19 protein-coding genes are annotated in these 22,954 nt (G+C 62.3%); 15 read left to right on the top strand and 4 right to left on the bottom strand.

Annotated features, from left to right (window positions below; all coding sequences use genetic code 11):
- Positions 1 to 102 precede the first annotated feature (102 nt).
- From J4G38_RS24275 to J4G38_RS24300, 6 genes are all read left to right on the top strand, one after another.
- Positions 103 to 1,065: an NAD(P)H-binding protein gene (locus J4G38_RS24275; protein ID WP_210521506.1), complete on the top strand. Its 963-nt coding sequence runs from the start codon at positions 103 to 105 to the stop codon at positions 1,063 to 1,065.
- A gap of 13 nt (positions 1,066 to 1,078) precedes the next feature.
- Positions 1,079 to 1,999, top strand: coding sequence for a helix-turn-helix domain-containing protein (locus J4G38_RS24280; protein ID WP_210521507.1), 921 nt, complete (start codon positions 1,079 to 1,081; stop codon positions 1,997 to 1,999).
- Entirely contained in the window at positions 1,999 to 2,802 is an 804-nt protein-coding gene (locus tag J4G38_RS24285) for a hypothetical protein (RefSeq protein WP_210521508.1), read from the top strand. The genes J4G38_RS24280 and J4G38_RS24285 overlap by 1 nt, the downstream gene beginning before the upstream one ends.
- An 84-nt stretch (positions 2,803 to 2,886) precedes the next feature.
- Positions 2,887 to 3,249: a YbbC/YhhH family protein gene (locus J4G38_RS24290; protein ID WP_210521509.1), complete on the top strand. Its 363-nt coding sequence runs from the start codon at positions 2,887 to 2,889 to the stop codon at positions 3,247 to 3,249.
- Positions 3,250 to 3,353: 104 nt separating this feature from the next.
- Entirely contained in the window at positions 3,354 to 3,905 is a 552-nt protein-coding gene (locus J4G38_RS24295) for a glycosyl-4,4'-diaponeurosporenoate acyltransferase CrtO family protein (protein ID WP_210521510.1), read from the top strand.
- Between the two features lie 178 nt (positions 3,906 to 4,083).
- Positions 4,084 to 4,722, top strand: a complete 639-nt coding sequence (locus tag J4G38_RS24300; RefSeq protein ID WP_210521511.1) for a hypothetical protein — start codon at positions 4,084 to 4,086, stop codon at positions 4,720 to 4,722.
- Between the two features lie 24 nt (positions 4,723 to 4,746).
- On the opposite strand, the gene J4G38_RS24305 is transcribed toward J4G38_RS24300, so the two are convergent.
- A complete protein-coding gene (locus J4G38_RS24305) occupies positions 4,747 to 5,910 on the bottom strand; it encodes a glycosyltransferase family 4 protein (protein WP_210521512.1) in 1,164 nt (387 codons plus the stop codon).
- A gap of 159 nt (positions 5,911 to 6,069) precedes the next feature.
- Complete coding sequence (locus J4G38_RS24310) at positions 6,070 to 6,822, bottom strand: DeoR/GlpR family DNA-binding transcription regulator (protein ID WP_210521513.1); 753 nt, start codon at positions 6,820 to 6,822, stop codon at positions 6,070 to 6,072.
- Between the two features lie 67 nt (positions 6,823 to 6,889).
- Here J4G38_RS24310 and nudK point away from each other — a divergent pair, with 67 nt between their 5' ends.
- Positions 6,890 to 7,468, top strand: a complete 579-nt coding sequence (gene nudK / locus J4G38_RS24315; protein ID WP_210521514.1) for a GDP-mannose pyrophosphatase NudK — start codon at positions 6,890 to 6,892, stop codon at positions 7,466 to 7,468.
- 111 nt (positions 7,469 to 7,579) lie between these two features.
- Here the strand turns inward: nudK and J4G38_RS24320 are convergent, their stop codons facing one another.
- Complete coding sequence (locus J4G38_RS24320; RefSeq protein WP_210521515.1) at positions 7,580 to 8,020, bottom strand: hypothetical protein; 441 nt, start codon at positions 8,018 to 8,020, stop codon at positions 7,580 to 7,582.
- Between the two features lie 224 nt (positions 8,021 to 8,244).
- Between J4G38_RS24320 and J4G38_RS24325 the strand changes: the two genes are divergently transcribed.
- The gene (locus tag J4G38_RS24325; protein ID WP_210521516.1) at positions 8,245 to 9,516 is read left to right on the top strand and encodes a M48 family metallopeptidase; all 1,272 of its coding nucleotides are present in this window, start codon (positions 8,245 to 8,247) and stop codon (positions 9,514 to 9,516) included.
- 223 nt (positions 9,517 to 9,739) lie between these two features.
- On the opposite strand, the gene J4G38_RS24330 is transcribed toward J4G38_RS24325, so the two are convergent.
- Complete coding sequence (locus J4G38_RS24330) at positions 9,740 to 10,756, bottom strand: LacI family DNA-binding transcriptional regulator (RefSeq protein ID WP_210521517.1); 1,017 nt, start codon at positions 10,754 to 10,756, stop codon at positions 9,740 to 9,742.
- A gap of 317 nt (positions 10,757 to 11,073) precedes the next feature.
- Here J4G38_RS24330 and J4G38_RS24335 point away from each other — a divergent pair, with 317 nt between their 5' ends.
- The 7 genes from J4G38_RS24335 to J4G38_RS24365 form a co-directional block, all read left to right on the top strand.
- Positions 11,074 to 14,289, top strand: coding sequence for a SusC/RagA family TonB-linked outer membrane protein (locus tag J4G38_RS24335; RefSeq protein ID WP_210521518.1), 3,216 nt, complete (start codon positions 11,074 to 11,076; stop codon positions 14,287 to 14,289).
- Positions 14,290 to 14,400: 111 nt separating this feature from the next.
- A complete protein-coding gene (locus tag J4G38_RS24340; protein WP_226163784.1) occupies positions 14,401 to 15,903 on the top strand; it encodes a RagB/SusD family nutrient uptake outer membrane protein in 1,503 nt (500 codons plus the stop codon).
- Positions 15,904 to 15,973: 70 nt separating this feature from the next.
- Entirely contained in the window at positions 15,974 to 17,845 is a 1,872-nt protein-coding gene (locus J4G38_RS24345) for a glycoside hydrolase family 2 protein (RefSeq protein ID WP_210521520.1), read from the top strand.
- 149 nt (positions 17,846 to 17,994) lie between these two features.
- Positions 17,995 to 19,404, top strand: a complete 1,410-nt coding sequence (locus J4G38_RS24350; RefSeq protein WP_210521521.1) for a hypothetical protein — start codon at positions 17,995 to 17,997, stop codon at positions 19,402 to 19,404.
- Positions 19,405 to 19,407: 3 nt separating this feature from the next.
- A complete protein-coding gene (locus J4G38_RS24355; RefSeq protein ID WP_210521522.1) occupies positions 19,408 to 20,277 on the top strand; it encodes a sialate O-acetylesterase in 870 nt (289 codons plus the stop codon).
- A 164-nt stretch (positions 20,278 to 20,441) separates the two neighbouring features.
- Positions 20,442 to 22,709, top strand: coding sequence for a beta-glucosidase BglX (gene bglX / locus J4G38_RS24360; protein WP_226163786.1), 2,268 nt, complete (start codon positions 20,442 to 20,444; stop codon positions 22,707 to 22,709).
- A gap of 42 nt (positions 22,710 to 22,751) precedes the next feature.
- A partial coding sequence (locus J4G38_RS24365) for an SDR family NAD(P)-dependent oxidoreductase (RefSeq protein WP_226163788.1) occupies positions 22,752 to 22,954 on the top strand: 203 nt, incomplete at its 3' end.

The raw sequence follows: 22,954 nt of genomic DNA on the forward strand, positions 1-22,954 counted from the left end.
CGATTGGGGGTAGTTGATTTGGTTACAACAATGCGAGATTGAGCTACATAGGCCGGTTTGGTGGGGCGGAACTTTGCCTCCTCCATCAACCAAGTCAGGAATATGAAACTCATTGTAACCGGCTCGCTGGGCAACATCAGCGGGCCCCTCACCACGGAGCTGGTGCAGCAGGGCCATGCCGTCACCGTTATCAGCAGCAAGCCGGAGAAGCGCGGGGCCATTGAGGCGCTGGGCGCGACGGCCGCCATCGGGACCATCGAAGACGTTGGTTTTCTGGCTGCCACCTTTGCCGGGGCCGATGCCGTGTACTGCATGCTGCCGCCCTTCAACTACTTCGACCCCACCATCGACGTGATGACCGAGGCCCGCAAGCTGGCCACTGCCTACGCCGAAGCCATCCGGCAGGCGGGCGTGCAGCGGGTCATTCATTTGAGCAGCGTAGGGGCGCACCTGGCGCAGGGCAATGGCGTGCTGGCGTTTCATCACCTCGCCGAGCGCATTCTGCGCGAACTGCCGGCCGACGTTTCCATTACCCACCTGCGGCCCGTCGGGTTCTACACCAATTTGTTCAGCTATACAGCCATGATAAAAGGGCAGGGCCTGCTCGGGCGCTTTCTGACCCTGCGCTATTCGGGCGTGCTGGCCCTGCTGACCGGCAAAACCGGCGTTATCGCCGCCAACTATGGGGCCGACGACAAAGTGCCCTGGGTTTCGCCGCTCGATATTGCGGCCGCCGTGGCCGAAGAGCTGACCACGCCTTTTGCGGGCCGCAACGTGCGCTACGTGGCCAGCGAAGAGCTGACCTGCAACCAGATTGCCAGTGCCCTGGGCCAGGCCATTGGCAAGCCGTACCTGAAATGGGCCCTCATGAGCGACAAACAAATGCAAAGCGGCCTGGAGATGTTTAAGATACCGAAGGCCCGGGCCGAAAGCATCGTGGAGATGAATGCCGGCATTCACAGCGGGCTGGTCGACGAAGATTACTACCGCAACCGGCCCGTGCTGGGCAAGGTCAAGCTGGCCGATTTCGTCCGGGAATTCGCGGCCGTTTACAACAAAGGATAACCCGCAACAGGCCATGGCAACCAAGCAGCCGTATCGATTCAGGACCATCACGGAGTATTGCCGACTGGCCCAGTTTCCCAAGCCCGCGCACCCGCTCATCAGCGTGATAAACCTGGCCGGCATCGGGCCGCTGCCTGACTACGAGCCGACGAGCATGGTGGCGGATTTCTACTTCATTTCGCTGAAGCGGGGGTTTACCGGCAAGGTGCGCTACGGGCAGCAGGCGTATGATTTTGACGAAGGCGTGCTCTCGTTTATTGCCCCCAACCAGGTGTTCAGCATTGAGCTGGCCGAGGGGGGCGAGCGCACCCAATCGGGCTGGCTGCTGGCGCTGCACCCCGATTTTCTGTGGAACACGCCGCTGGCCGATAAAATCAAGCAGTACGAATACTTCAGCTACGCCGCCAACGAGGCCCTGTGCCTCTCGGAGCAGGAAGAGCGGAAGGTGACCACGGTTATCCAGCACCTTGAGCAGGAATATCACGGCAACATGGACCAGTTCAGCCAGGACGTCATCATTGCCCAGCTCGACGTGCTGCTCACCTATTCGGAGCGGTTTTATCACCGGCAGTTCCTGACCCGAAAAATAGCGAACCACCAAATCCTCCAGCGGCTGGAAGCGGTGCTGGCCGCTTATTTCGACAGCGATGCCCAGGTGAAAACCGGCCTGCCGACGGTGCAGTACGTGGCCGATAAGCTAAACGTGTCGCCCAACTACCTGAGCGGGATGCTCAAGGTGCTCACCGGCCAGAGCACCCAGCAGCACATCCACGACAAGCTGATTGAAAAGGCCAAAGTGCAGCTCTCGACCACCGACTTATCGGTGAGTGAAATTGCCTACGCGCTGGGTTTCGAGCATTCGCAGTCCTTCAGCCGCCTGTTCAAGACCAAAACCAGCCGCTCGCCGCTGGAATTCCGGCAGTCGTTCAACTGATGGTAAGCCAGTTCCTCGCCACGCTGGCGCTGCGCAATGCGCCGCTATACTACTTCGGCTGGGCCTGCCTGGCCGGGGCGCTGGGGTGCGCTTTGCTCACCCAGCTTAGCCGCACGCAGGTCATGGGCGTCAATGCCTGGGTGAAGCCGCTCAAGTTCTTCGGCTCCATCGCCCTGTTTGCCTGGACGATGGGCTGGTACCTGGGCTACCTCGGCCCGCGGCCGGCCGTGGCGGTGTATACCTGGGTGGTGGTGGGCGCGCTGGCCTTCGAACTGCTTTGCATTGCCGGGCAGGCCGCGCGGGGGCAGCGCTCGCACTTCAACGTCAGCTCGTCGTTCGGTGTGGGTCTTTCGGTGGCGATGGGTGTGGCCATCGTGGTGATGACCTTGTGGACGGCTTATATCGGGCTGGTGTTTGGCCGGGCGCCGCTGCCGGGCCTGCCGCCGGCCTATGCCTGGGCCATCCGGCTGGGCATCGGGCTGTTCGTGGTCTTCGCCTTCCAGGGCGGGCTGATTGTATCGCGGCAGGGCCACACCGTGGGCGGCCCCGACGGCGGCCCCGGCCTGCCCGTGCTGGGCTGGAGCACCCGCCACGGCGATTTGCGCGTGGCCCACTTCATCGGAATGCACGCCTTGCAGGTGCTGCCCCTGCTGGCCTGGTACGGCCGGTTCAGCGTGCCGGCCACCGGGCTGGTAGCGCTGCTCTACGGCGGGCTGGCCGTGGCGGTGCTGGTGCGGGCGCTGCAAGGGCGGGCGCTGGTACAGCGCGTAAGGGTAGCTGACTCGGCCCGTCCCGCTGCCTGAGATTCCTGAGTCAGGTCATCTTTGGCCGCAGGAGCGTTGCTGGTGAACTGGTAAGTAGCGGCTGGTAGGACAGTAGATTGCGGTATGAAATCTTTCTTTGGTTGCCTTCTGGGGAGTTTGTTGCTGCTGACGAGCAACATAGCCATTGCACAAACGAACTACACTGCATTGCGACGCAAATCCCTCGCGGCGAAACCATGCCACGCGACAGACGCTGGATTTGTGCCCAATGCCACGGTCGCGAAACAGATAGCCGAAGCAGTGTGGGTGCCCATTTATGGGAAAGAGCATATTGAAGAAAAGAAGCCTTTTCGAGCAGTGCTGGTCAACAATGAAATATGGGTAGTGGAAGGCTCCCTGCCCAAGCGTTATGATGTAGGCGGAACAGCCTACATCGAAATAAATAAACGCGATGGCCGCATTTTGGAGGTTACCCACGGAAAGTAACTGAATCACCACCCAGCCACCTCCATCCAGGCGCGGCTGGGAAAGGGCCTTGTTTGTATTTTGGTTGCGCCGCCACAAGTGCGGCTTCGCTACAATTTCCTGCCATGCCGGCTGCTGAAAAAAGAACTGCGCTGCCCTCGCCCGCGCTGCTGGTGCTGGCCAATGCGGTGCCGAGCGTGTTCTGGTCGGTGCTGGGCCTCGCGCCCATCGGCGTGTTCTGCTACCAGCACATGGCGCGGCCGTGGCTATACGGCCTGCTGGCGGCCAGTCTGCCGGCCTACCTGGTCCCGGTGGCGTGGTTTGGCTACTGGCAGCTGAGCCGCACCCCGGGCCCGTACCGCAAAGCCGGCGTGGCGCTGGTCAACCGGGTCACCCAAAACGGCGATTTCGTTAACCGGCTTATCCGGCGGCGGTACCCGCGCTACCGGCATGTGCGCACCCGGGCCACCGTAGCGGCGCTGGTGCGCACCACGTACCAGCAGGAGCGGTTTCATGTGGGGGCATTCCTGTTTTTTCTGCTGAGCAGTGTGTATGCCCTGGCCCACGGGCAAGTGGGCTGGGCCTTGCTGCTCACGCTCACCAACGTGGGCTACAATGTGTACCCGGTGTGGCTGCAGCAATACATTCGGGTGCGGCTGGGCTTCAGGGTTCGGTAGTCGCTTTGGGCCCAGGCGCGGCGGATGGTCAGTTTTTAGCGGGCACCCATTATATTTAATTACTGGAATGTTATGAACCTGGCCGCAGGCAAGCTCCGGTGGGCCGGTTGGTACGGGAAGCCACTCGGGGAGAAGCTGCCAGCCAGGATTTATTACCACTTTCTACTCATTGCTCGTCATGTTGGCCGCTGTTATTCTGGAAGATGTTGTGAAAGAAGAGCTGGTGAAGTTCGTGTCGGCGCTCATCATCCTGTTCATCACCTGGGCCGGGGGCTACTGGCTGCTGGGCGAGTGGGAACTGCGGAAAAAAGCCCGCGAAATCGACTTGTCCCTGGCCATGCAGTTTCAGCAGCTGTTTGGCGAGTTTAAGGAAATCTGGCGGCTCTGGAAAGTATATGAGCCCAAGGCCGCCAATGCGCCGCCCCTCACGAAGTGGGACCTGCTCACCCGCGCCAGCAGCGCCGAAGGCCGGGTAGAAGCCGTGCTGCTCAAGCTGGCCACCGACCGCCAGCTCACGCAAGAGAAGCTGATTACGCTGGGGCTGTTCCGGCAGTCTTTCCAGGTGCTGCGGCAAGGCATCCGGGACGCCGAATCGTTGGAATACGGGTTTACCAGCGCCCGCTACCGCCTCTTCAATAGGCTGGGCGCGGAAGTGGCGCACATCATCGTCGACCGGGCCTCGGGCCCGCCGCCAACCGCAAAACAGGCAATTGACGCTTTTCAGACCATTATCGAGGTGCGTACCGAGCACCTGAATGCCGCCGAAAAAGCCATGCTTCCCTACGCGTCACTGCTGCCGCTGCCGCCGGATAGGTGAGAAACCGATTTGGGCCGGCTTGCTTTACAATTGATGCGCGGCCAGGATTCTGGCAAAATTCTCCGCCCATTTCTCCCAGTTCAGCTCTTCGTCAAACCGGGCCCGGCTGGATTCGATGAGCCGATGGTAGCCCGCTTTATCGGCGTAGATGGTGGCGATGCGCGTGGCGTACTCCGCGCCGCCGGCCGCAAAGGGCAGGCAGTAGCCGTTGATGCCGTCCTGCACCGTGCCCGCCACGCCCCCCACATCGGTCGTGATGACGGGCACGCCGTACGCATTCGCTTCGGAGTTCACGACTGGGGTGCAGTCGGCGCGGGTGGGCAGCAGCAGGAAATGCACGCTGGAAAAGAGGCCGACGAAGGTGTTGAAATCGGCTGCGTCGTTCTTGTTCAGGAACGGAATTACTTCCAGGCCAGGATGGGAAATGCCGGGCGGCGGCGTGCAGCCGCACACAATCAGCTTCGCCGGAATGCCTTGCTCGTGCAGGTGCTTCAGGGCGTCGAAGGCAATGTCGCCTCCTTTGCGCTCCCAGTCAACGGAGAGGAAAAACAGCGTCAGGACGGGGTTTTCCTCTTTCTTAAAGATGATATTCCGGCTCGGCACCTGGTCGATATTGGCCCCGAACTGCATGATTTCGATTTTGTCGGCGCTCACCCCGTAGTCGCGGATGGCCGATTGGCTGGCCCACTGCGAGGTGAGGATAACCAGGGCGCTTTTGCGCAAGGCCTTGCGCTCGAGAAAATTGCCTTCCCAGCGCGAAAAGGCGTTCAGGTTCTCAAACTCCTTCTTGTAGAACGTGGAATACAGCTGGTAAGTAGCATCGCCGAAGTAGATGATGGGCAGCCGGGTGCGGCAATATGCCAGCTCAGACGCGGCGGCGGGGGCCAGCAGGAAATCGTAGTGCCGCCCCCGCATCTTCCGCCGCAGATAGAGCGAGGCGTAGACGTTTTTCAGCAAGCTGTACTTCGGGATGTATTCGGTTTTGAACACCAGGCGGGCAAATTTGGCCATGCCGCGCAGGGTTTTGTCGAGCACCCACGGAATGGGCACCGGGCCCAGAAAGTCCACCTCGCCGATGTTCTTTTGCAGGGTCTGCCCCAGGTAGTACGTGATGCCCGACCACGACCGTTTGTCCAGTGGGTCGTTGATGCTGAAATAAGCGATGCGCTTCCGGTTCATGGTTTCCATTATATTAAATATAGTATTAATCTAGAAACAATTGCCTGGTAAAGCCCGCCCTGCCCACGGCTTGCCACATCGGTACTACTGCTGAATTATTCTGAAGGAACGGACAGAACCGGCTACGGGGGCGCGGCCGGGGCCAACTGGGGCAGCGGAGCCGAAGCACTAGACCAGGACCAGGAGGCCGGCCTCGCGGTACTGGGCCACTAGCGCCGCCGGGGCCGCCGGGTCCGTCACCAGCGTGCCCACCAGCGAGAGGGGCGCAAACTGGAAGTATTTGTCGCGCTCCAGCTTGCTGGCGTCGCAGAGCAGGTAGACGTGGCGGGCGGCGGCGGCCGCCGCAAGACTAATGGAGGCTTCCTGCTCGCTGTTGGCGCTGAGGCCCCGGCGCAGGGAAAGGCCATCCACGCCCAGAAAAGCCTTGTCGACCTGGTAGCGGCGGAGCTGCTCGACGGCCACGAGGCCGTGCATGGCCTGCCGCTCGGCGTCAACTTCGCCCCCGGCCACCACCACCTGCACCGCCGAGCCCGCCAGCTCGAACAGCACGGGCAGCGAGTTGGTAACCACCCGGATTTTGCGGTGGCGAATAAGTGGGCACAGCGGAAACGTGGTGCTGCCGCAATCAATGAAAATGGTATCGCCGTCGGCAATCTGGGCGGCGGCCAGCCGGCAGATGTGCTCCTTCTGGGCCAGGTTGGCGGCGGCTTTGCGGTGGAAGGCCACCGGGGCATTGGCTACGTGGGGCCGCACCGCGCCGCCGTGGGTGCGCACCAGCAGGCCCTTGGCGGCGAGGTGGGCCAAATCGCGCCGGATGGTGATGGGCGTGGTCTGGAGCTGACGGGCCGTTTCGGTCACTTCCAGGCTGCCGTGCTGCTCCAGGGTGGCCAGCAGGTGCTGCTTGCGGAGTTGGAAATTCATTGTATTTGTGTTACTTACCCAATGTAATCACAAATAAACAATAACGAACACAAACGAACAACTGCTCATGTTTAACGAACACATTCGCCTGCGCGAACAGGTCGTCCTGTCCAACAACTGGTACACGCTGCACAAAATAACTTTCGACTATCTCCGAAAAAATGGCACCTGGGAAACGCAGTCCCGCGAGGCCTACGACCGGGGCAACGGCGCCACCATCCTGCTGCACAACCCGGCCGCCGATACCGTCATCCTGACCCGTCAGTTCCGCCTGCCCACCTTCCTCAACGGCAACCCGACCGGCATGCTGATTGAAACCTGCGCCGGCCTGCTCGACGACGAGCACCCTGACGTGGCCATCCGGCGCGAAACGGAGGAGGAAACCGGCTACCGCCTCACCGCCGTGGAAAAGGTGCTGGAGGCCTACATGAGCCCCGGCTCCGTCACGGAGCGCCTGTTTTTCTACCTGGCCGAATACTCGCCCAGCACCGAGCGGCTGGCCGGCGGCGGCATCGACGAAGAGGAAATCGAAGTGCTGGAAATGACCTTGCCGCAGGCGCTGGCCATGGTGGCCACGGGCGAAATCCAGGACGGCAAAACCATTCTGCTGCTGCAGCACCTGCGCCTGCGGCAGCTCACGGCTTAGGGCAGTTTCGGCGTTAGTGACTGTGGGTTGTTGCGCCGCTTCCCCCGTCCGACAGCGTGTAGGGACAGCCGCCAGAACGTCATGGAATGGAAGTTGACGCGCTAGGGCCGTTCAGTGATGCTGGCCGGACTGCTGGTTAGCCGGCTCCAACACTGCCACGCTGCTGAGCCAGGCATAGGCCGCGGCCATGTCCGAGAAAATGGCGACGTGGGGCTTCTGGCCCACGAAATAGCCCATCAGGTCGACGTGGGCGCGGCAGCTGGGGGAGGGGCTTTGCACCCAGGCCACGTAGTCGAGGCCGGCCTGGCCGGCCTCGGGCAGGTAGTCGTAGGCCACCCATTTCACCAGCTCCCAGCTGGTTTGGGTGATGTGCGTGTTGTCGTTGAGGGCTTTGCGAATGCCCAGCTTTGCCAAAAAGGTGGTTATGTGCCGGCAGGCCGCCTGCACCCGTTCCACTTCCTGCGGGCCTTTCCAGTCGAGGTAAAGCCAGGCGTTGTCCTCGTCGTGGTACACGTCGAGGACTTCCGAATTCAACAAAAGAGGGAGGGACATGGCGGGGACCAACAGGTAGCAAAGAGTAGGGCAGCAGCGAATATTGAAGATACACTTTATTGCCGTATTGTCATCAGGGAGCGGGGGCTGATGAGCGGACTGGTTTGACCAGTAGGAATATAGTGCCTGGATGGTAGGCTTGTTGGTATTTTGCGCCCGCGCCCTGCTGGTTGAGGCGCGGCGTAGTCCTACTTCTCCATTAAAAACGACCCAACCCAATGGCAATGCTCTACAAACTCCTGTTCCTGCTGCTCCTGCTGGGGCTGGCCGCGCCCCGCGCCAGCGCCGCGCCGCCCGCTGACACGGTGGCGGCCCGTCCCGGCCCGGCCTTCGACGTAGAAGCCGCCACCCAGCGCTACCTCAACACCCTTACGCCGGACCAGAAGGCCAAATCCGACGCTTATTTTGAGGGCGGCTACTGGCTGCAGCTCTGGGACGTGCTGTATGCGCTGGGCGTGGCGGCCGTGTTTCTGCGCCTCGGGCTGGGGCGGCGGGTGCAGGCGCTGGCCGAGCGAATGCCCCGGCCATGGCTGCGCCGGCTGGCTCACATTGCGCTGTACCTGCTGCTGGCCTGGGCCCTCAGCTTCCCGTTGAGCGTGTACGAAGGCTACGTGCGCGAGCACCAGTACGGCCTCTCGAACCAGACGTTTGGCGAGTGGCTGGTGGATGCGCTGAAGGGTCTGGGGTTGTCGGTGGTGTTTGGCAGCCTCGTGCTGCTGGCCATCTACGCGGCGTTGCGGCGCACGGGGCGGCGCGGCTGGCTGTGGGCCACGGGCATTGCCATGGTGGCGCTGGTGCTGCAGGTGTTTGTGTCGCCGGTGTTCATCAGCCCACTGTTCAACAAGTACACCTCGCTGCCGGCCGGGCCGGTGCGCGACGGCATCCTGAGCATGGCCCGCGCCAACGGCGTGCCCGCCAACAACGTGTACCTCTTCGACGCCTCCCGGCAGAGCAAGCGCATCAGCGCCAACGTGAGCGGGCTGGGCAGCACCATTCGCGTGTCGCTCAACGACAACCTGCTGAACCGCTGCACCCCCGCCGAAATCCAGGCCGTGATGGGCCACGAGCTGGGCCACTACGTGCTGAACCACATTCCCAAAATGCTGGTCTTTTTCCTGCTGCTAATTGGGCTGATTTTTTGGGGGATTGACGGCGTGTTTCACCGGCTGCTGGGCCGCTACGGCCCGGGTTGGGGCATCACCGGCCTGGGCGATGTGGCCGGGCTGCCGCTGCTGGTGGCGCTGCTGGCCGTGGTCGGCTTCCTGGCCACGCCGGTGTTCAACACCATCATCCGCACCCAGGAGCAGGAGGCCGATTCCTTCGGCCTGAACGCCGCCCGCCAGCCCGACGGCTTCGCCACCGTGGCCATGAAGCTCTCCGAATACCGCAAAATCAACCCCGGCCCGCTGGAGGAAATCCTGTTCTTCGACCACCCCAGCGGCCACACCCGCGTGCTTACGGCCATGCGCTGGAAAGCCGAACAAGTAGGAAAATAGTGGTTAAAGTGCCGGTAGTTACGGCTTCTGCCTTGCGGGTAACACCCCAGTGCGGCCCGTTCAAAGCTCTGCCATCAGCCCACGCGGCTCCTCTTTCTTGTGGTTGGGTGTTTGGCAATAACCTCCCGAACCACATCCAGGCCAACTGTTGCATCCCGTCGTTTCTGCGCCAAAAGCAGGAGTTGCTGACGGGTATCACCATCGTTGCCGATGCCCCGGCCGGCTAGTGCTGGGCCGTGGAGCGGCGCTGAAACAGCTCGGAGTTCAGCACGATGCTTTGGCTGGGCAGAATGGCTTTCTTCTTCTCGATGGCGCGGAGCAGGATTTTGGCGGCTTCGCGGCCGATGTCGTACGCGGGCTGGGTGATGGTGGTCAGGGGCGGGTCGAGCAGGGCGGCGGCTTCCAGGTTGGAGAAGCCGATGATTTTAATGTCCTCGGGAATGCGCCGGCCCAGCTCGTGGCAAACGTGGTAGGTGCTGATGGCCAGCCGCTCGACGGACGCGAACACGCCGTCGATATCGGGCCGGCGCAGCAGCAGCTCGCGGATGAGGCCCACGTTCTGCTCGTTGTCCATCACGCCGTGCAGCACGAGCTCGGGGTCGGGGGTGCGGCCGTGGGCCAGCAGGGCGTCGAGGTAGCCTTGCAGCCGGAACTGGCCAATGGACAGGTTGTTGGAAATCAGCAGGTGGGCGATGTGCCGGCAGCCGGCCGCGATGAGGTGCTCGGTGGCCTGGAAGCCGCTCTCGTAGTCGTTGGTGGTGACTTTGGCGGTGGCCACCTCGGCGCACACGCGGTCGAAAAATACTATGGGTAGATTGGCTTCCTGCAGGCTTCTGATGTGGGCAAAGTCCTCGGTGCCGCTGGCCACGGACATGAGCAGCCCGTCGACCCGGCCGCCTTTGAGGTGCTGCACAATGGCCACTTCGCGGGTGTAATCGTCGTGCGTGAGGTAGATGAGGACGTGGTAGCCGCTATGGCGGGCCACTTCCTCAATGCCGTTGATGGCGAGGGCAAAGAAGTGGTTGGCCACCTTGGGAATGACCACGCCAATCGTCTTGCTGATGTTGCGGCGCAGGCTGCTGGCGTAGGCGTTGGGCTCGTAGTGCAGGGCCGTGGCCAGGGCCCGCACCCGCGCTTTGGTGGTGGCCGAAACTTCGTGGCTGTCCCGTAACGCCCTGGAAACCGTGGCGATGGACAGGTTGAGCTGCTCGGCCAGCGACTTTAGGTTCACGGGCGTCATGGCAGGGAAACAAGTAAGCTAAGGGAGCGAAAAGGCAACTTGCAATAAGAATTGGCGAGCCCGCAATAAATACAAACCTAACAGTTGGGGCCCAAAAATCGGCCATTCGGCGCGGGCCGACTGAAAACGTTTGCGTAAATAAAGCCCTGTAATATAGGTTCAATAGCCCGGAAGAATCCGGTAATTCGCAGAGCAGACGGCGGGGTAAGTCCCCACTGACCAAGCCAGACGGCCCCTTTTGGGCCCCTGGCCCGCTACCAGAGCCTGGCCCGCGCCGGCCCGCTGCCTTCCATCGCCATCACAAACCCACCCACCACATGACGGATTTTTTACGACCCGATTTTCGGCGCTACCTGCGGCCCCTGGTGCTGCTGCCCGCGCTCAGCCTGGGCCTGAGTGCCCCGCTCCTGGCCACCGCCCGCCCGGCGGCCGCGTCCCGCGCCGTGCGCGCCGACATCACCATCACCGGCCGCGTGCTCGATGAAAAAGGCGTGAGCCTGCCCGGCGTCAACGTCATCGTGAAAGGCACCAGCAACGGCACCCAGACCGATGCCGACGGCAAATACAGCATCAAGGCCGCCGATGACGCGACCCTGATTTTCACCTTCGTGGGCTACGCGGCCAAGGAAGAAGCCGTGGCCGGCCGCACGGCCATCAACGCGTCGCTCACTCCCGACGCCAACGGGCTGGAAGAAGTGGTAGTGGTGGGCTACGGCGCCCAGGAACGCAAGATGCTGGCCACCTCCATCTCCACCATCTCGGCCAAAAGCGTGGAGCTGGTGCCGGTGGCCTCGCCCGCCGAAGCGCTGGTGGGCCTCGTGGCCGGCGCGCAGATTACGGAGCCCTCGGGCGAGCCGGGCAGCACGGCCACCATCCGCATTCGCGGGCTGGGCTCGATTTCGGCCGGCAACAGCCCGCTCTACGTGGTGGACGGCTACCCGCTCAACAACGCCGACAGCTTCAACCAGATTCCGCCGTCGGACATTCTCTCCATTCAGGTGCTGAAGGACGCGGCGGCCTGCGCCATCTACGGCTCGCGCGGCGGCAACGGCATCCTGATTGTGACCACCAAGCGCGGCGTGGCCGGCGAAACGAAGTTCTCGGCCAACGTGTACACCGGCATCCAAACGGTGTCGAAAAAGATTGACCTGCTCGACGGCCCGCAGTACCTGGACTACCTGAAGGAGTCGCTCACCAACGGCAACCGCGTCATTCAGCCGGCCCTGCTGGTGGACCCCGGCACGCTGGCCAATACCGACTGGCAGAAGGAGATTTTCCAGACCGGCATCCAGAGCAGCTACCAGGTTTCGGCGTCGGGCGGCACCGATAAATCCCGGTTTTACATCGCGGGCGGCTACTTTACCCAGAAGGGCATCCTGAAAGGCACTGCCTTCGACCGGTTCTCGCTGCGGGCCAATTACGACGCGCAGCTATCGAAGAAAATCAAGCTCTCGCTGAGCTTCGCGCCCACCTTCTCGCGCACCGACACGAAGCCGACTTCGGGCAGCTTCAACAGCGCCACCTTCAACAACGGCGGGCCCAGCAACCAGGTGGCCGCCGTGACCAGCGCCCTGATTGCGCCGCCCATCTTCCCGGTGCACATCGCCAACGGCGACTATGCGACGGTGCTCAACATGTTCCCCAACATCCCGCCGCTGACGGGCACCGCCATCAGCGTGGGCCTGTTCAACCCCGTGGCGCCGCTGGATTTGTACCAGGACCGCACCACCCAGGCGCGGGCCCTCAACACGCTGGCGCTCGACTACAACCTTGTCAAAGGGCTGACGTTCCGCACCAACCTGGGCGTGGAAGTGCTGGCCAACCGCCGCAACTGGTACGTGCCGGCCACGCTGCCGTCGAACGCCCAGGCTTCGGCCAACATTTCCAACCCGATTCTGTCGAACATCGACGCCCGCCAGCTCAACAATACCAACTTCAACTGGGTGTGGGAAAACACGCTGACCTATAACCGCACCTTTGGGCTCGACCACAGCGTGACGGTGCTCGGCGGCTACTCGGCCCAGCGCAACACCAACGAGGGCAGCAACGTCTTCGGCCAGAGCGGCACCTACACCAACAGCGCCGTGGACTACGTAACCGGCGCGGGCCAGCTCTTCGGCACGGCCTCGTACGGGGCCAATGCGCTGACCTCGGTATTTGGCCGGGTGGACTACTCGTTTAAGGACCGCTACATTCTGACCGCCGCCGTGCGGACGGACGGCTCCTCGCGCTTCGGCCCCGACAAGCGCTACGCCACTTTCCCCTCGGTGGCCGTGGCCTGGCGCGTGGGCGAGGAGAATTTCATCAAGCAATTCCCCGCCATCAGCGAGCTGAAGCTGCGCGCCAGCTACGGCGTGACCGGCAACAACAACATCGGCGACTACTCCTACCAGAGCTACCAGACGGCGGCCAACTACGTGTTTGGAGCCAATGCCGGCACCCGCGCCTTTGGCTTTGCGCCCAATGGCGTGAGCATCCGCGACCTGACCTGGGAAACCAACACGCAGGTGGATGCCGGCTTCGACCTCGGCCTGTTTCGCGACCGCATTTACCTGACCGCCGCCCTGTACCAGCGCAACACCACCGACCTGCTGCTGAACCGCAACGTGCCGTCCATCATCGGCTTCACCAACCGCACGCTCGACAACGTGGGTGAGGTACGCAACCGCGGCCTGGAATTCCAGCTGAACACGGCCAACTTCGTGGGCACGGGCTTCACCTGGAGCACGTCGGCCAACATTTCGGTGAACCGCAACGAGGTGCTGGCCCTGGGCGGCGCCACCGACCAGATTGTCTACGACGCCGTGTTTGGCTACACTAGCTCCATTCGGGTGCTGCCGGGCCAGCCGCTGGGCTCGTTCTACGGCTATCAGCAGATTGGCGTGTACAAGGACCAGGCCGACGTGGACGCCAGCGCCAAATGGAGCGCGGGCGGCTCGGTGCCCGGCGACCTGAAATTTGCCGACGTGAACGGCGACGGCGTGATTGACTCCAAGGACATCACCAAGCTCGGCAGCCCGTTCCCGGATTTCACCTACGGCATGGTGAACACCTTTGGCTACAAGGACTTTTCGCTGGCCATCACGCTGCAAGGCTCGCAGGGCAACGATATTCTCTACGCCGGCGACCGGTACGTGAACAACTTCCCCGGCTCGGCCAACGCCCGCACCAACGTGCTGGGCCGCTGGCACTCGGCCGCCGACCCCGGCAACGGCTGGGAGCCCCGCGCCACGGCCTCGGCCCCGTCGTCGCTCACCTCGTTCAGCTCGCACTACATCTACGACGGCTCGTTCCTGCGCCTGCGCACCGTGAACCTGCGCTACAACCTGCCCAAGGACCTGGTGGGCCACATCGGCCTGGCCACCGCCAGCGTGTACGTAGCCGCCCAAAACCTCTACACCTTCACCAAGTACTTCGGCTACAACCCGGAGGCCAACCTCTACGGCAACAGCACGACGCCGACTTACGGCGTCGACCAGGGCTCGTACCCCATGGCCCGCACCATCACCATCGGGGCCACCGTAGGTTTTTGAGTTTCTGGTTATTAGTTGTTGGTTGTCAGTAATTTATAATAAAGGAAACCTGGCAACCAGCAACGAATTCCTGACAGCGGACAACTAATAACTAACAACGAGTATAGTATCATGGACTTGAAAGGCATCTTTTCCGGAGCCGCCCTGCTGGGCGTCCTCGGGCTCGCAACCCTCACCACTACTTCCTGTAAGAAGGATTTTATTGACCTCAACGACCCGACCCGGATTCCGACTTCGGAAACCTACCAGGACTCGTCGAGCATCGCCACCGGCGTCACGGCGGCTTATTCTTCGCTCCAGGACGTGTACGGCAAAGCCGGCAGCAACATCGGCCTGTTCGTGTTCAGCGAAGTGCCTTCTGACAACAGCCAGGCCGTGGTGGAAGGCCAGGGCCTGGGCGAATTCGACTACTTCAGCCTGACTTCGGCCAACGGCCGCCTGCAAAGCCAGTGGACGGTGACCTACCGCGGCATTGCCCGCTGCAACATCATCATCAGCCGGGCGGCCGGTGTGAAGCTCAGCGCTGCCACCCGCAGCCGCTACATCGCGGAGATGAAGTTCATCCGGGCGCTGGAGTATTTCAACGCCGTGCAGATTTGGGGCGACGTGCCGCTGGTGACCGGCGAAATCGCCACCATCGCCGATGCCTACAAGTTTGGCCGGGCCCCGGTGGCCGACGTGTACGCCCAGATTGAGAAGGACCTGAGCGAGGCCGCCGCCGACCTGCCCAACACCTACACCGCCGCCAACCTGGGCCGCGTAACCAAGGGCGCCGCCCGGGGCCTGCTGGCCAAGGTGCAGCTCACCGAGAAGAAGTACACGGCCGCCCAGGCCACCTTACAATCCTTCCTGGCCGACTACGACAACGCCACCAACTACCGCCTGCTGCCGCTTTATTCCGATATTTTCTCGACGGCCAACGAGCTGAACGCGGAAATCATCTTCGCCGTGCGCTACAGCAAGGGCGGTTTTGGCACGGGCAGCCCGTTCACCAACTACTTTGCCCCGCTGGCCGCGCAGGCCGGGGGTGGCCAGGGCTTCCAGTACAATACCGTGCGCAAGGACCTGGTGGACGCCTTCACGGTGAGCGGCGCGGCCGATACGCGCTACAACCAGGAGCTGGGCGGCCCCGTGACGGTGGGCGGCAACCCCACGTACTACACCAAGAAATACTTCGACACGCCCACCACCGTCAGCGACGCCGACAATGACTGGATTGTGCTGCGCTTCGCCGACGTGCTGCTCATGTACGCCGAGGTGCTGAACGAGCTGAACCGCCCCGCCGAAGCCGTGCCCTTTGTGAACCGCACCCGCGTGCGCGCCGGCCTGCCCGCCCTGCCCATTACCACCGACCAAACCGCGCTGCGCCTCACCATTGAAAACGAGCGCCGCCTGGAGCTCAACATGGAAGGCCACCGCTGGTTCGACCTGGTGCGCACCGGCCGCGCCTACGACGTGATGAATGCCCACTTCACCCGGTACACCATTCGGAATAACGGCGGCACTGCGGGCGCCACCATTCAGCTGGCTCCGGACAAGCACCAGCTCCTGTTCCCCATTCCGATTCAGGAAATCCAGACCAACCCGATTCTGACCCAGAACCCGGGCTACTAGTAGAGACGCAAAATAGTGCGTCTCTACAGTCTTGCAATGCCCGTACCGGTCTTCTTTCCTTTCTGTTATTATGACCCCACCCAACCCGATGAAAATGCTGCTGCTGGCCCTTGCGTTGGGCGTAGCCGGCATCTTTACTGGCCCCGCCGCCCAAGCCCAGACCAGCCTCATTCAGAATGCCCCGGCCCGCCGCGTGCTCAGCCTCAACGGCAGCTGGAACTACATCATCGACCCCTACGAAAACGGCTTCTATGACTACCGCCGCGAGGCGTTTGATAAGTCGGCCACCGGCAAGGGCGGCTACTACGACAACGCCAAGCCCAGCACCGCCCAAGAGCCCGAGCTGATTGAGTACGATTTCGACCACTCGGCCGCCCTGCAGATTCCCGGCGACTGGAACTCGCAGGACCCCAAGCTGCTGTATTACGAAGGCACCATCTGGCTGAAAAAGAGTTTCAAAATTACGCCCACGGCCGGCAAGCGGTACTTTATCTACTTCGGGGCGATTAACTACGAATCGCACATCTACCTGAACGGCAAGAAGCTGGGCATGCACCAGGGCGGCTTCACGCCCATCCAATACGAGGTGACCGGCAAGCTGAACAGCGGCGACAACTTCGTGGTGGTGAAGGCCGACAACACCCGCCACCTCGACGCCGTGCCCACCATCAACACCGACTGGTGGAACTACGGCGGCATCACCCGCGACGTGTACATCGCCGAAGCGCCCGAGACGTTCATCGTTGATTACAAAGTGCAGCTGGCCAAGGATAACATGAGCCAGCTGGCCGGCTACGTACAACTGGACGGGACAGGCAAAACCGGCCAATCGGTGACCCTGAACATCGCCGAAGCCGGCATCAAGCAAATCCTGAAAACCGACGGCGACGGCCGGGCCACCTTCAGCATCCCGGCCAAGAAGCTGAAACTATGGTCGCCCCAGAGCCCCAAGCTTTACGCGGTTTCGCTCACCAACGGCAGCGAAACGGTGCAGGACAAAATCGGCTTCCGCACCATCCAGACCAAGGGCCAGGACATTTTGCTGAATGGCAAATCGGCCTTCATGCGCGGCATTTCCATCCACGATGAAAACCCGCTCATTCCCGGCCGGGCCAGAGGCGAAGGTGATTTGCGCATGCTGCTTACCTGGGCCAAAGAGCTGGGCTGCAACTACGTGCGCCTGGCCCACTACCCGCACAACGAAGCCATGCTGAGGCTGGCCGACGAAATGGGCCTCCTGGTGTGGGCCGAAGTGCCGGTGTACTGGACCATTGCCTGGCAAAACCCGGCCACCTACCAAAACGCCGAAACCCAGCTCTCGGACCTGATTTCGATGGGAAAAAACCGGGCCAGCATCGTAGTATGGTCCGTGGGCAACGAAACTCCGCTGAGCGACCCGCGCCTCACCTTCATGACCAACCTGGTGAAGAAAGCCCGCGCCCTGGATGACACCCGCCTCATCGCCGCCGCCCTGGAGCTGCACCGCACGCCGGATAACGTCATCCACGTCGACGACCCGCTGGGCGAGTTCCTGGATTTGACCAGCTTCAACGAGTACGCCGGCTGGTACTGGGGCGGCAAGCCCAGCGAAATCACCAAGTACACCTTCGATATCAAGTACAGCAAGCCGGTGTTCATCAGCGAGTTTGGGGGTGATGCGCTGGCCGGCTACCACGGCGACGCCGAAACCCGCTGGAGCGAGGAATACCAGGAGTCTTTGTATCAGAACCAGCTCAAGATGCTGGGCACCATCAAAGGACTGCGCGGCATGACGCCCTGGATTCTAGCCGACTTCCGCGCCACGCGGCGGCAGCACCCGGTGTATCAGAATGGCTTCAACCGCAAGGGGTTGATTTCGAGCACGGGCGTGAAGAAGAAGGCGTTTTACGTGCTGCAGGAATACTACCGGCAGCAGGCGGCGAAATATGATGGCGGGAAATAATGGGAACGATGAAAAAGAACGTCATGCAGCGCGCAGCGAAGCCTCTCGCGTGTGGTAGTAATTCAATCGTGAAGACGATGCCGAGCGGGATGCTTCGCTGCGCTCTGCATGACGTTCAAGCAGCAGGCAAGCTTCTGCTAACTTCAGGTTTGCTGCTCAGCTGCTCGCCCGCTGCCCACGCCCAGTCCCGCGACAGCGCCGAATACACCCTACGCGTCGCCGCCAAAAAGACCCTCAACAACTCCCAAATCGACGGCAAAGCCGGCTTTTCGGACTATAAGAATTACCCCACGCGCACCATTGCCACGCTGCAAGGCTTCACCCCGGCCACCATCAAGCTGGACAAGTACGGCGGGCGGCTGGATAAGAAAACGAAAGCCACCGGCTTCTTCCACGTCGAGAAGATTGCGGGGCGCTGGTGGGCCGTGGACCCCGACGGCTACTACTTCCTGCACAACGCCCCCAACGACGTGCAGCCCGGCCGCTCCGAGCGCACCCAAAAGGCGCTGAAAGATAAGTACGGCGACCTGGCCGGCTGGATGACGGCTACGCGTAAGTTCTTCTTTGCGAATGGGTTTAACGGGGCGGGCGCGTGGTCGGCCACCAAGGAGATTCAGGCCGAGAATGCCAAGGCCGACCAGCCGCTGGCCTACACCATCAACCTCGATTTGATGAGCGGCTACGGCAATAAGCGCGGCGGCACCTACGTGCAGCCCGGCCACAAAGGCTACCCCAACGACGTGATTTTCACCTTCGACCCCGGCTTTGCCGAATACGTGGAGGAGCGCGCCAAAGCTCTGGCCAGTACCAAGAAGGACAAGAACCTCTTCGGCTATTTCTCGGATAACGAGATGCCGCTGCTGCGCAAAAACCTCGACGGCTACCTGAAGCTGCCCGTGACCGAGCCCGGCTACGTGGCCGCCAAGAAGTGGGCCGACGAGCACAACGTCACCCCCGAAACCATCACCGACCAGAACCGGCAGGATTTCCTGGCCTTCGCGGCCGACCGCTACTTCTCCATCGTGGCCCGGGCCCTGAAAAAGTACGACCCCAACCACATGTATCTGGGCTGCCGCTTCCACGGCGCGCAACGCTACTACCCCGAGATGATGAAGGTGGCCGGCAAGTACCTCGATGTCATCAGCATTAACTACTACAACAACTGGACGCCCGAGAAAACCTGGGTGCGCGACTGGGAGATTTTCGCCGGCAAGCCGTTTATCGTGACGGAATGGTACGTGAAAGGCGAGGGCGCCCCCGGCCTGGCCAACACCGCCGGGGCCGGTTGGGTGGTGAAAACGCAGGCCGACCGCGGCCTGTTCTACCAGAATTTCACGCTGGGCTTGCTGGAATCGAAGAATTGCGTGGGCTGGCACTGGTTCAAATACCAGGACAACGACCCCACGCTGGTGGGCGCCGAGCCCTCGAACACCAACGCCAACAAGGGCATCGTGGACAACAACCTGGAGCCCTACCAGCCCATGCTCGACAAGATGAAAGAGCTGAACCAGCAGATGTACCACCTGGCCGATTTCTTCGACCAGCGCCAGCCGCAATAACGCATGAAATCCCCCCGCTCGCTTCTGCTGAATCTGTTGCTGCTGGCCCTGCTGCCGGTGGCCGGACTGCGGGCGCAAGCGCTGAAACCGAAACTGCGCCAGGTGGTGAGCCCGCCGGCCCGCAAGGAGAAATTTCAGCTGTACCTGCTTATTGGCCAGTCGAATATGGCTGGCCGGGGCCTGGTGGAAGCCCAGGACACCGTGCCCAACCGCCACGTCCTGCGCCTGAACCCGGCCGGGCAGTGGGAAGTGGCCAAAGACCCCATCCATTTCGATAAACCCATCGCCGGCATCGGGCCGGGCCTCACCTTCGGCCGCAACATGGCGGCGCAGGATACCAGCCTCACCATCGGGCTGATTCCGTGCGCCGTGGGTGGTTCCGGCATCGACGCCTGGACGCCCGGCGCCTACTTCGCCGACACCAAAACGCACCCCTACGACGATGCTTTGGCCCGCGCCAAAACTGCCCAGCTCACGGGCACGCTGGCCGGCATCGTCTGGCACCAGGGCGAAACCGACAGCAGCCCCGAAAAGAGTGCCGGGTACCAGGAAAAGCTGATGGCCCTGATTGCGCGGCTGCGGGCCGATTTGCAGGCGCCCGCGCTGCCGTTTGTGGCGGGCCAGCTGCCCGCATTCCAGATTAACCGGCCCGGTAGCGACGGCCAGCCCCACGTCAACGCCGCAGCCATTCGCATCAATGAAGCGGTGGCCGGGCTGCAAAAGCAAGTGCCGCACTACGCCTTCATCACCGCCGAAGGCACTGCCGATGTTGGCGACCACACCCATTTCAACGCGGTTTCCGCCCGCCTGCTGGGGCGGCGCTACGCAACGGCCATGCAGCAGCTCCAGCGCCATTACCGACCCAAAAAATAACCGCTACAACACCGAAAAAACAGCACCCCGGCCGGAACAACGCCTTGCCATTATGGTGGGAACCTGCAAATGAGGCCCCGGCCGGGGCTGCTGTGGCGGTGGTCGCCGGTTCGGCGTCACTTCTTTTTTCAGCCGCTCCGGCGGCTTTTCTTCCGCAACTCTGAATGACTTTTTCGTTTCCTAAGCTTCTGCTGCCGCTGCTGTTTCTCGGGCTGTTGCCCGGCCCGGCCGCTATGGCTCAAAAGAAGAAACCGGCCCCGACCACCGCCAGCCCCGCCGATATTGAGCGGCGCGTGGCCGACCTGCTCGCTCAGATGACGCTGGAAGAGAAAGTCGGCCAGCTCAACCAATATTCTGGCCGCGAAGTGACCGGCCCGGCCAACGACCGCAAAAACACGCTGCTCACCAGCATCCGCAACGGGCAGGTGGGCTCGATGCTGAATGTGAAGGGCGTGCACGACACCCGCGAAATCCAGGCCGAAGCCCTGAAATCGCGCCTCAAAATCCCGCTCCTGTTCAGCCTCGACGTCATTCACGGCTACCAAACCACGTTCCCGATTCCGCTGGCCGAGGCCGCTTCCTGGGACCTCGACGCCATCCGGCTGGGCGCGCACGTAGCGGCCAGAGAAGCCGCCGCGTCCGGCATTCACTGGACCTTCGCGCCGATGGTGGACGTGGGCCGCGACCCGCGCTGGGGCCGCGTGATGGAAGGCGCGGGCGAGGACACCTACCTCAGCGCGCAGATTGCCAGGGCCCGCGTGCTGGGTTTTCAGGGCGAAAAATTGGGTGGCACTGATGCCGTGATGGCCTGCGCCAAGCATTTCGCCGCCTACGGTGCCGCCACCGCCGGCCGCGACTACAACGCCGTGGACCTCAGCCCGCAGCAACTCTGGGAAACCTACCTGCCGCCCTTCAAAGCGGCCGCCGATGCCGGCGTGGCCACGTTCATGAACTCCTTCAACACGCTGAACGGCATCCCCGCCACTTCCAACGCCTACCTGCAGCGCGACATTCTGAAAGGCCAGTGGCAGTACCCCGGCTTCGTGGTGAGCGACTGGGGCTCCATCAAAGAGCTGGTGACCTGGGGCTACGCTGCTGATAAAGCTGATGCGGCCAAAAAGGCCGTCACCGCTGGTTCCGATATGGACATGGAAGGCGACGTCTACAGCCAGAGCCTGGCCCAGCTGGTGAAGGACGGCCGGGTGAAAATCGACCTCGTGGACGATGCCGTGCGCCGCATTCTGCGCAAGAAATTCGAGCTGGGCCTCTTCGACGATGCCTACCGATTCTCGGACGAGAAACGCGAAAAGCAAGTGCTGAACGACCCGCAAAACCGCGCCGCCGCCCGCCAGATGGCCCAAAAATCGCTGGTGCTGCTGAAAAACGAAAACGCCACCCTGCCGCTGGGAAACCAGCTGCGCAAAATAGCCCTTATCGGCCCCATCGCCAAGTCCAGGCGCGACCTCGACGGCAGCTGGACCGTGAACGCCGACACCGCCCGCATCACCTCGCTCTACGACGGCCTGCGCCAGCGCGCCGGCAAAGCCACCGAGCTGCTCTACGCCAAAGGCTGCACCGTGAGCGGCGACAGCCGCGCCGGTTTCGACCAGGCCGTGGCCACCGCCAAAAACGCCGACGTCATCGTGCTGGCCGTGGGCGAAACCTGGGACATGACCGGTGAGGCCAAGTCGCGGACGGACATTCATTTGCCCGGGGTGCAGGAAGAGCTTTTCAAAGCCTTGAAAGCCACTGGCAAGCCCGTGGTCGTGGTCGTTTTCGGTGGCCGTCCGCTGATTTTTGACGCCATTGCCGAGCAGGCCGATGCCATTCTCTACGCCTGGTGGCCCGGCTCGGAAGGCGGCCTCGCGCTGGCCGATGTGCTCTACGGCGACTACAACCCCGCCGGCAAGCTGCCCATCACCTTCCCCCGCAACGTGGGCCAGATTCCCATCGCCTACAACCAGCAGTACAACACCGGCCGCCCGCTGCTCAAGCCCGGTGAAAACCGCTACCGCTCGGCCTACATCGACGCGCCCAACACGCCGCGCTACGCCTTTGGCTACGGCCTGAGCTACACTGCGTTCACGTATTCCGACCTTAAAATCAGCCGCCCCCAACTGAAAGCCGGCGAGTCGGTGCAGGTCAGCTTCACCCTCACCAACACCGGCAAAGTGGCCGGCGAGGAAGTGGCCCAGCTCTACCTGCGCGACCCCGTGGCCTCCCTCGTCCGGCCACTCAGGGAGCTGAAGGACTTCCGCAAAATCAGCCTCAAGCCCGGCGAAAGCAAAACCGTGACTTTCACCATCGATAAAGACAAGCTGGCCTTCTACAATTCCACGCTGGAGTGGGTGGCCGAACCCGGCAAATTCAACCTCATGATTGGCAGCGCTTCGGACGACATCCGGCTGGAGGGCGCGGTGGAACTGCAGTAGGACCGGACCACAATTAATCTCTACCCCAAACCCCGTATTTCTATGCCTTCCCTCAATCAATTCTCGTTAGCCGATAAGGTGGTGATTATCACCGGCGCTACCGGCGTGCTGGGCGCGTCCATGTCGCTGGCCGTGGCCGAAGCCGGGGCCAAAGTGGCCATCCTGGGCCGCAACGCCGAGCGGGCCGAAGCCCGGGCCGCCGCCATTCGCGCCGCCGGTGGCGAGTGCCTGGTCCTCCTCGGCGA

Origin of the sequence: Hymenobacter terricola (assembly GCF_017921975.2) — a bacterium.
In the GTDB taxonomy this organism is placed as follows: domain Bacteria; phylum Bacteroidota; class Bacteroidia; order Cytophagales; family Hymenobacteraceae; genus Hymenobacter; species Hymenobacter terricola.

Bases quoted from the DNA above. Each gene is read 5' to 3' on its own strand.
- J4G38_RS24275 (WP_210521506.1), top strand. From the start codon at position 103: ATGAAACTCATTGTAACCGGCTCGCTGGGCAACATCAGCGGGCCCCTC.
- J4G38_RS24280 (WP_210521507.1), top strand. From the start codon at position 1,079: ATGGCAACCAAGCAGCCGTATCGATTCAGGACCATCACGGAGTATTGC.
- J4G38_RS24285 (WP_210521508.1), top strand. From the start codon at position 1,999: ATGGTAAGCCAGTTCCTCGCCACGCTGGCGCTGCGCAATGCGCCGCTA.
- J4G38_RS24290 (WP_210521509.1), top strand. From the start codon at position 2,887: ATGAAATCTTTCTTTGGTTGCCTTCTGGGGAGTTTGTTGCTGCTGACG.
- J4G38_RS24295 (WP_210521510.1), top strand. From the start codon at position 3,354: ATGCCGGCTGCTGAAAAAAGAACTGCGCTGCCCTCGCCCGCGCTGCTG.
- J4G38_RS24300 (WP_210521511.1), top strand. From the start codon at position 4,084: ATGTTGGCCGCTGTTATTCTGGAAGATGTTGTGAAAGAAGAGCTGGTG.
- J4G38_RS24305 (WP_210521512.1), bottom strand. From the start codon at position 5,910: ATGGAAACCATGAACCGGAAGCGCATCGCTTATTTCAGCATCAACGAC.
- J4G38_RS24310 (WP_210521513.1), bottom strand. From the start codon at position 6,822: ATGAATTTCCAACTCCGCAAGCAGCACCTGCTGGCCACCCTGGAGCAG.
- nudK (WP_210521514.1), top strand. From the start codon at position 6,890: ATGTTTAACGAACACATTCGCCTGCGCGAACAGGTCGTCCTGTCCAAC.
- J4G38_RS24320 (WP_210521515.1), bottom strand. From the start codon at position 8,020: ATGTCCCTCCCTCTTTTGTTGAATTCGGAAGTCCTCGACGTGTACCAC.
- J4G38_RS24325 (WP_210521516.1), top strand. From the start codon at position 8,245: ATGCTCTACAAACTCCTGTTCCTGCTGCTCCTGCTGGGGCTGGCCGCG.
- J4G38_RS24330 (WP_210521517.1), bottom strand. From the start codon at position 10,756: ATGACGCCCGTGAACCTAAAGTCGCTGGCCGAGCAGCTCAACCTGTCC.
- J4G38_RS24335 (WP_210521518.1), top strand. From the start codon at position 11,074: ATGACGGATTTTTTACGACCCGATTTTCGGCGCTACCTGCGGCCCCTG.
- J4G38_RS24340 (WP_226163784.1), top strand. From the start codon at position 14,401: ATGGACTTGAAAGGCATCTTTTCCGGAGCCGCCCTGCTGGGCGTCCTC.
- J4G38_RS24345 (WP_210521520.1), top strand. From the start codon at position 15,974: ATGACCCCACCCAACCCGATGAAAATGCTGCTGCTGGCCCTTGCGTTG.
- J4G38_RS24355 (WP_210521522.1), top strand. From the start codon at position 19,408: ATGAAATCCCCCCGCTCGCTTCTGCTGAATCTGTTGCTGCTGGCCCTG.
- bglX (WP_226163786.1), top strand. From the start codon at position 20,442: ATGACTTTTTCGTTTCCTAAGCTTCTGCTGCCGCTGCTGTTTCTCGGG.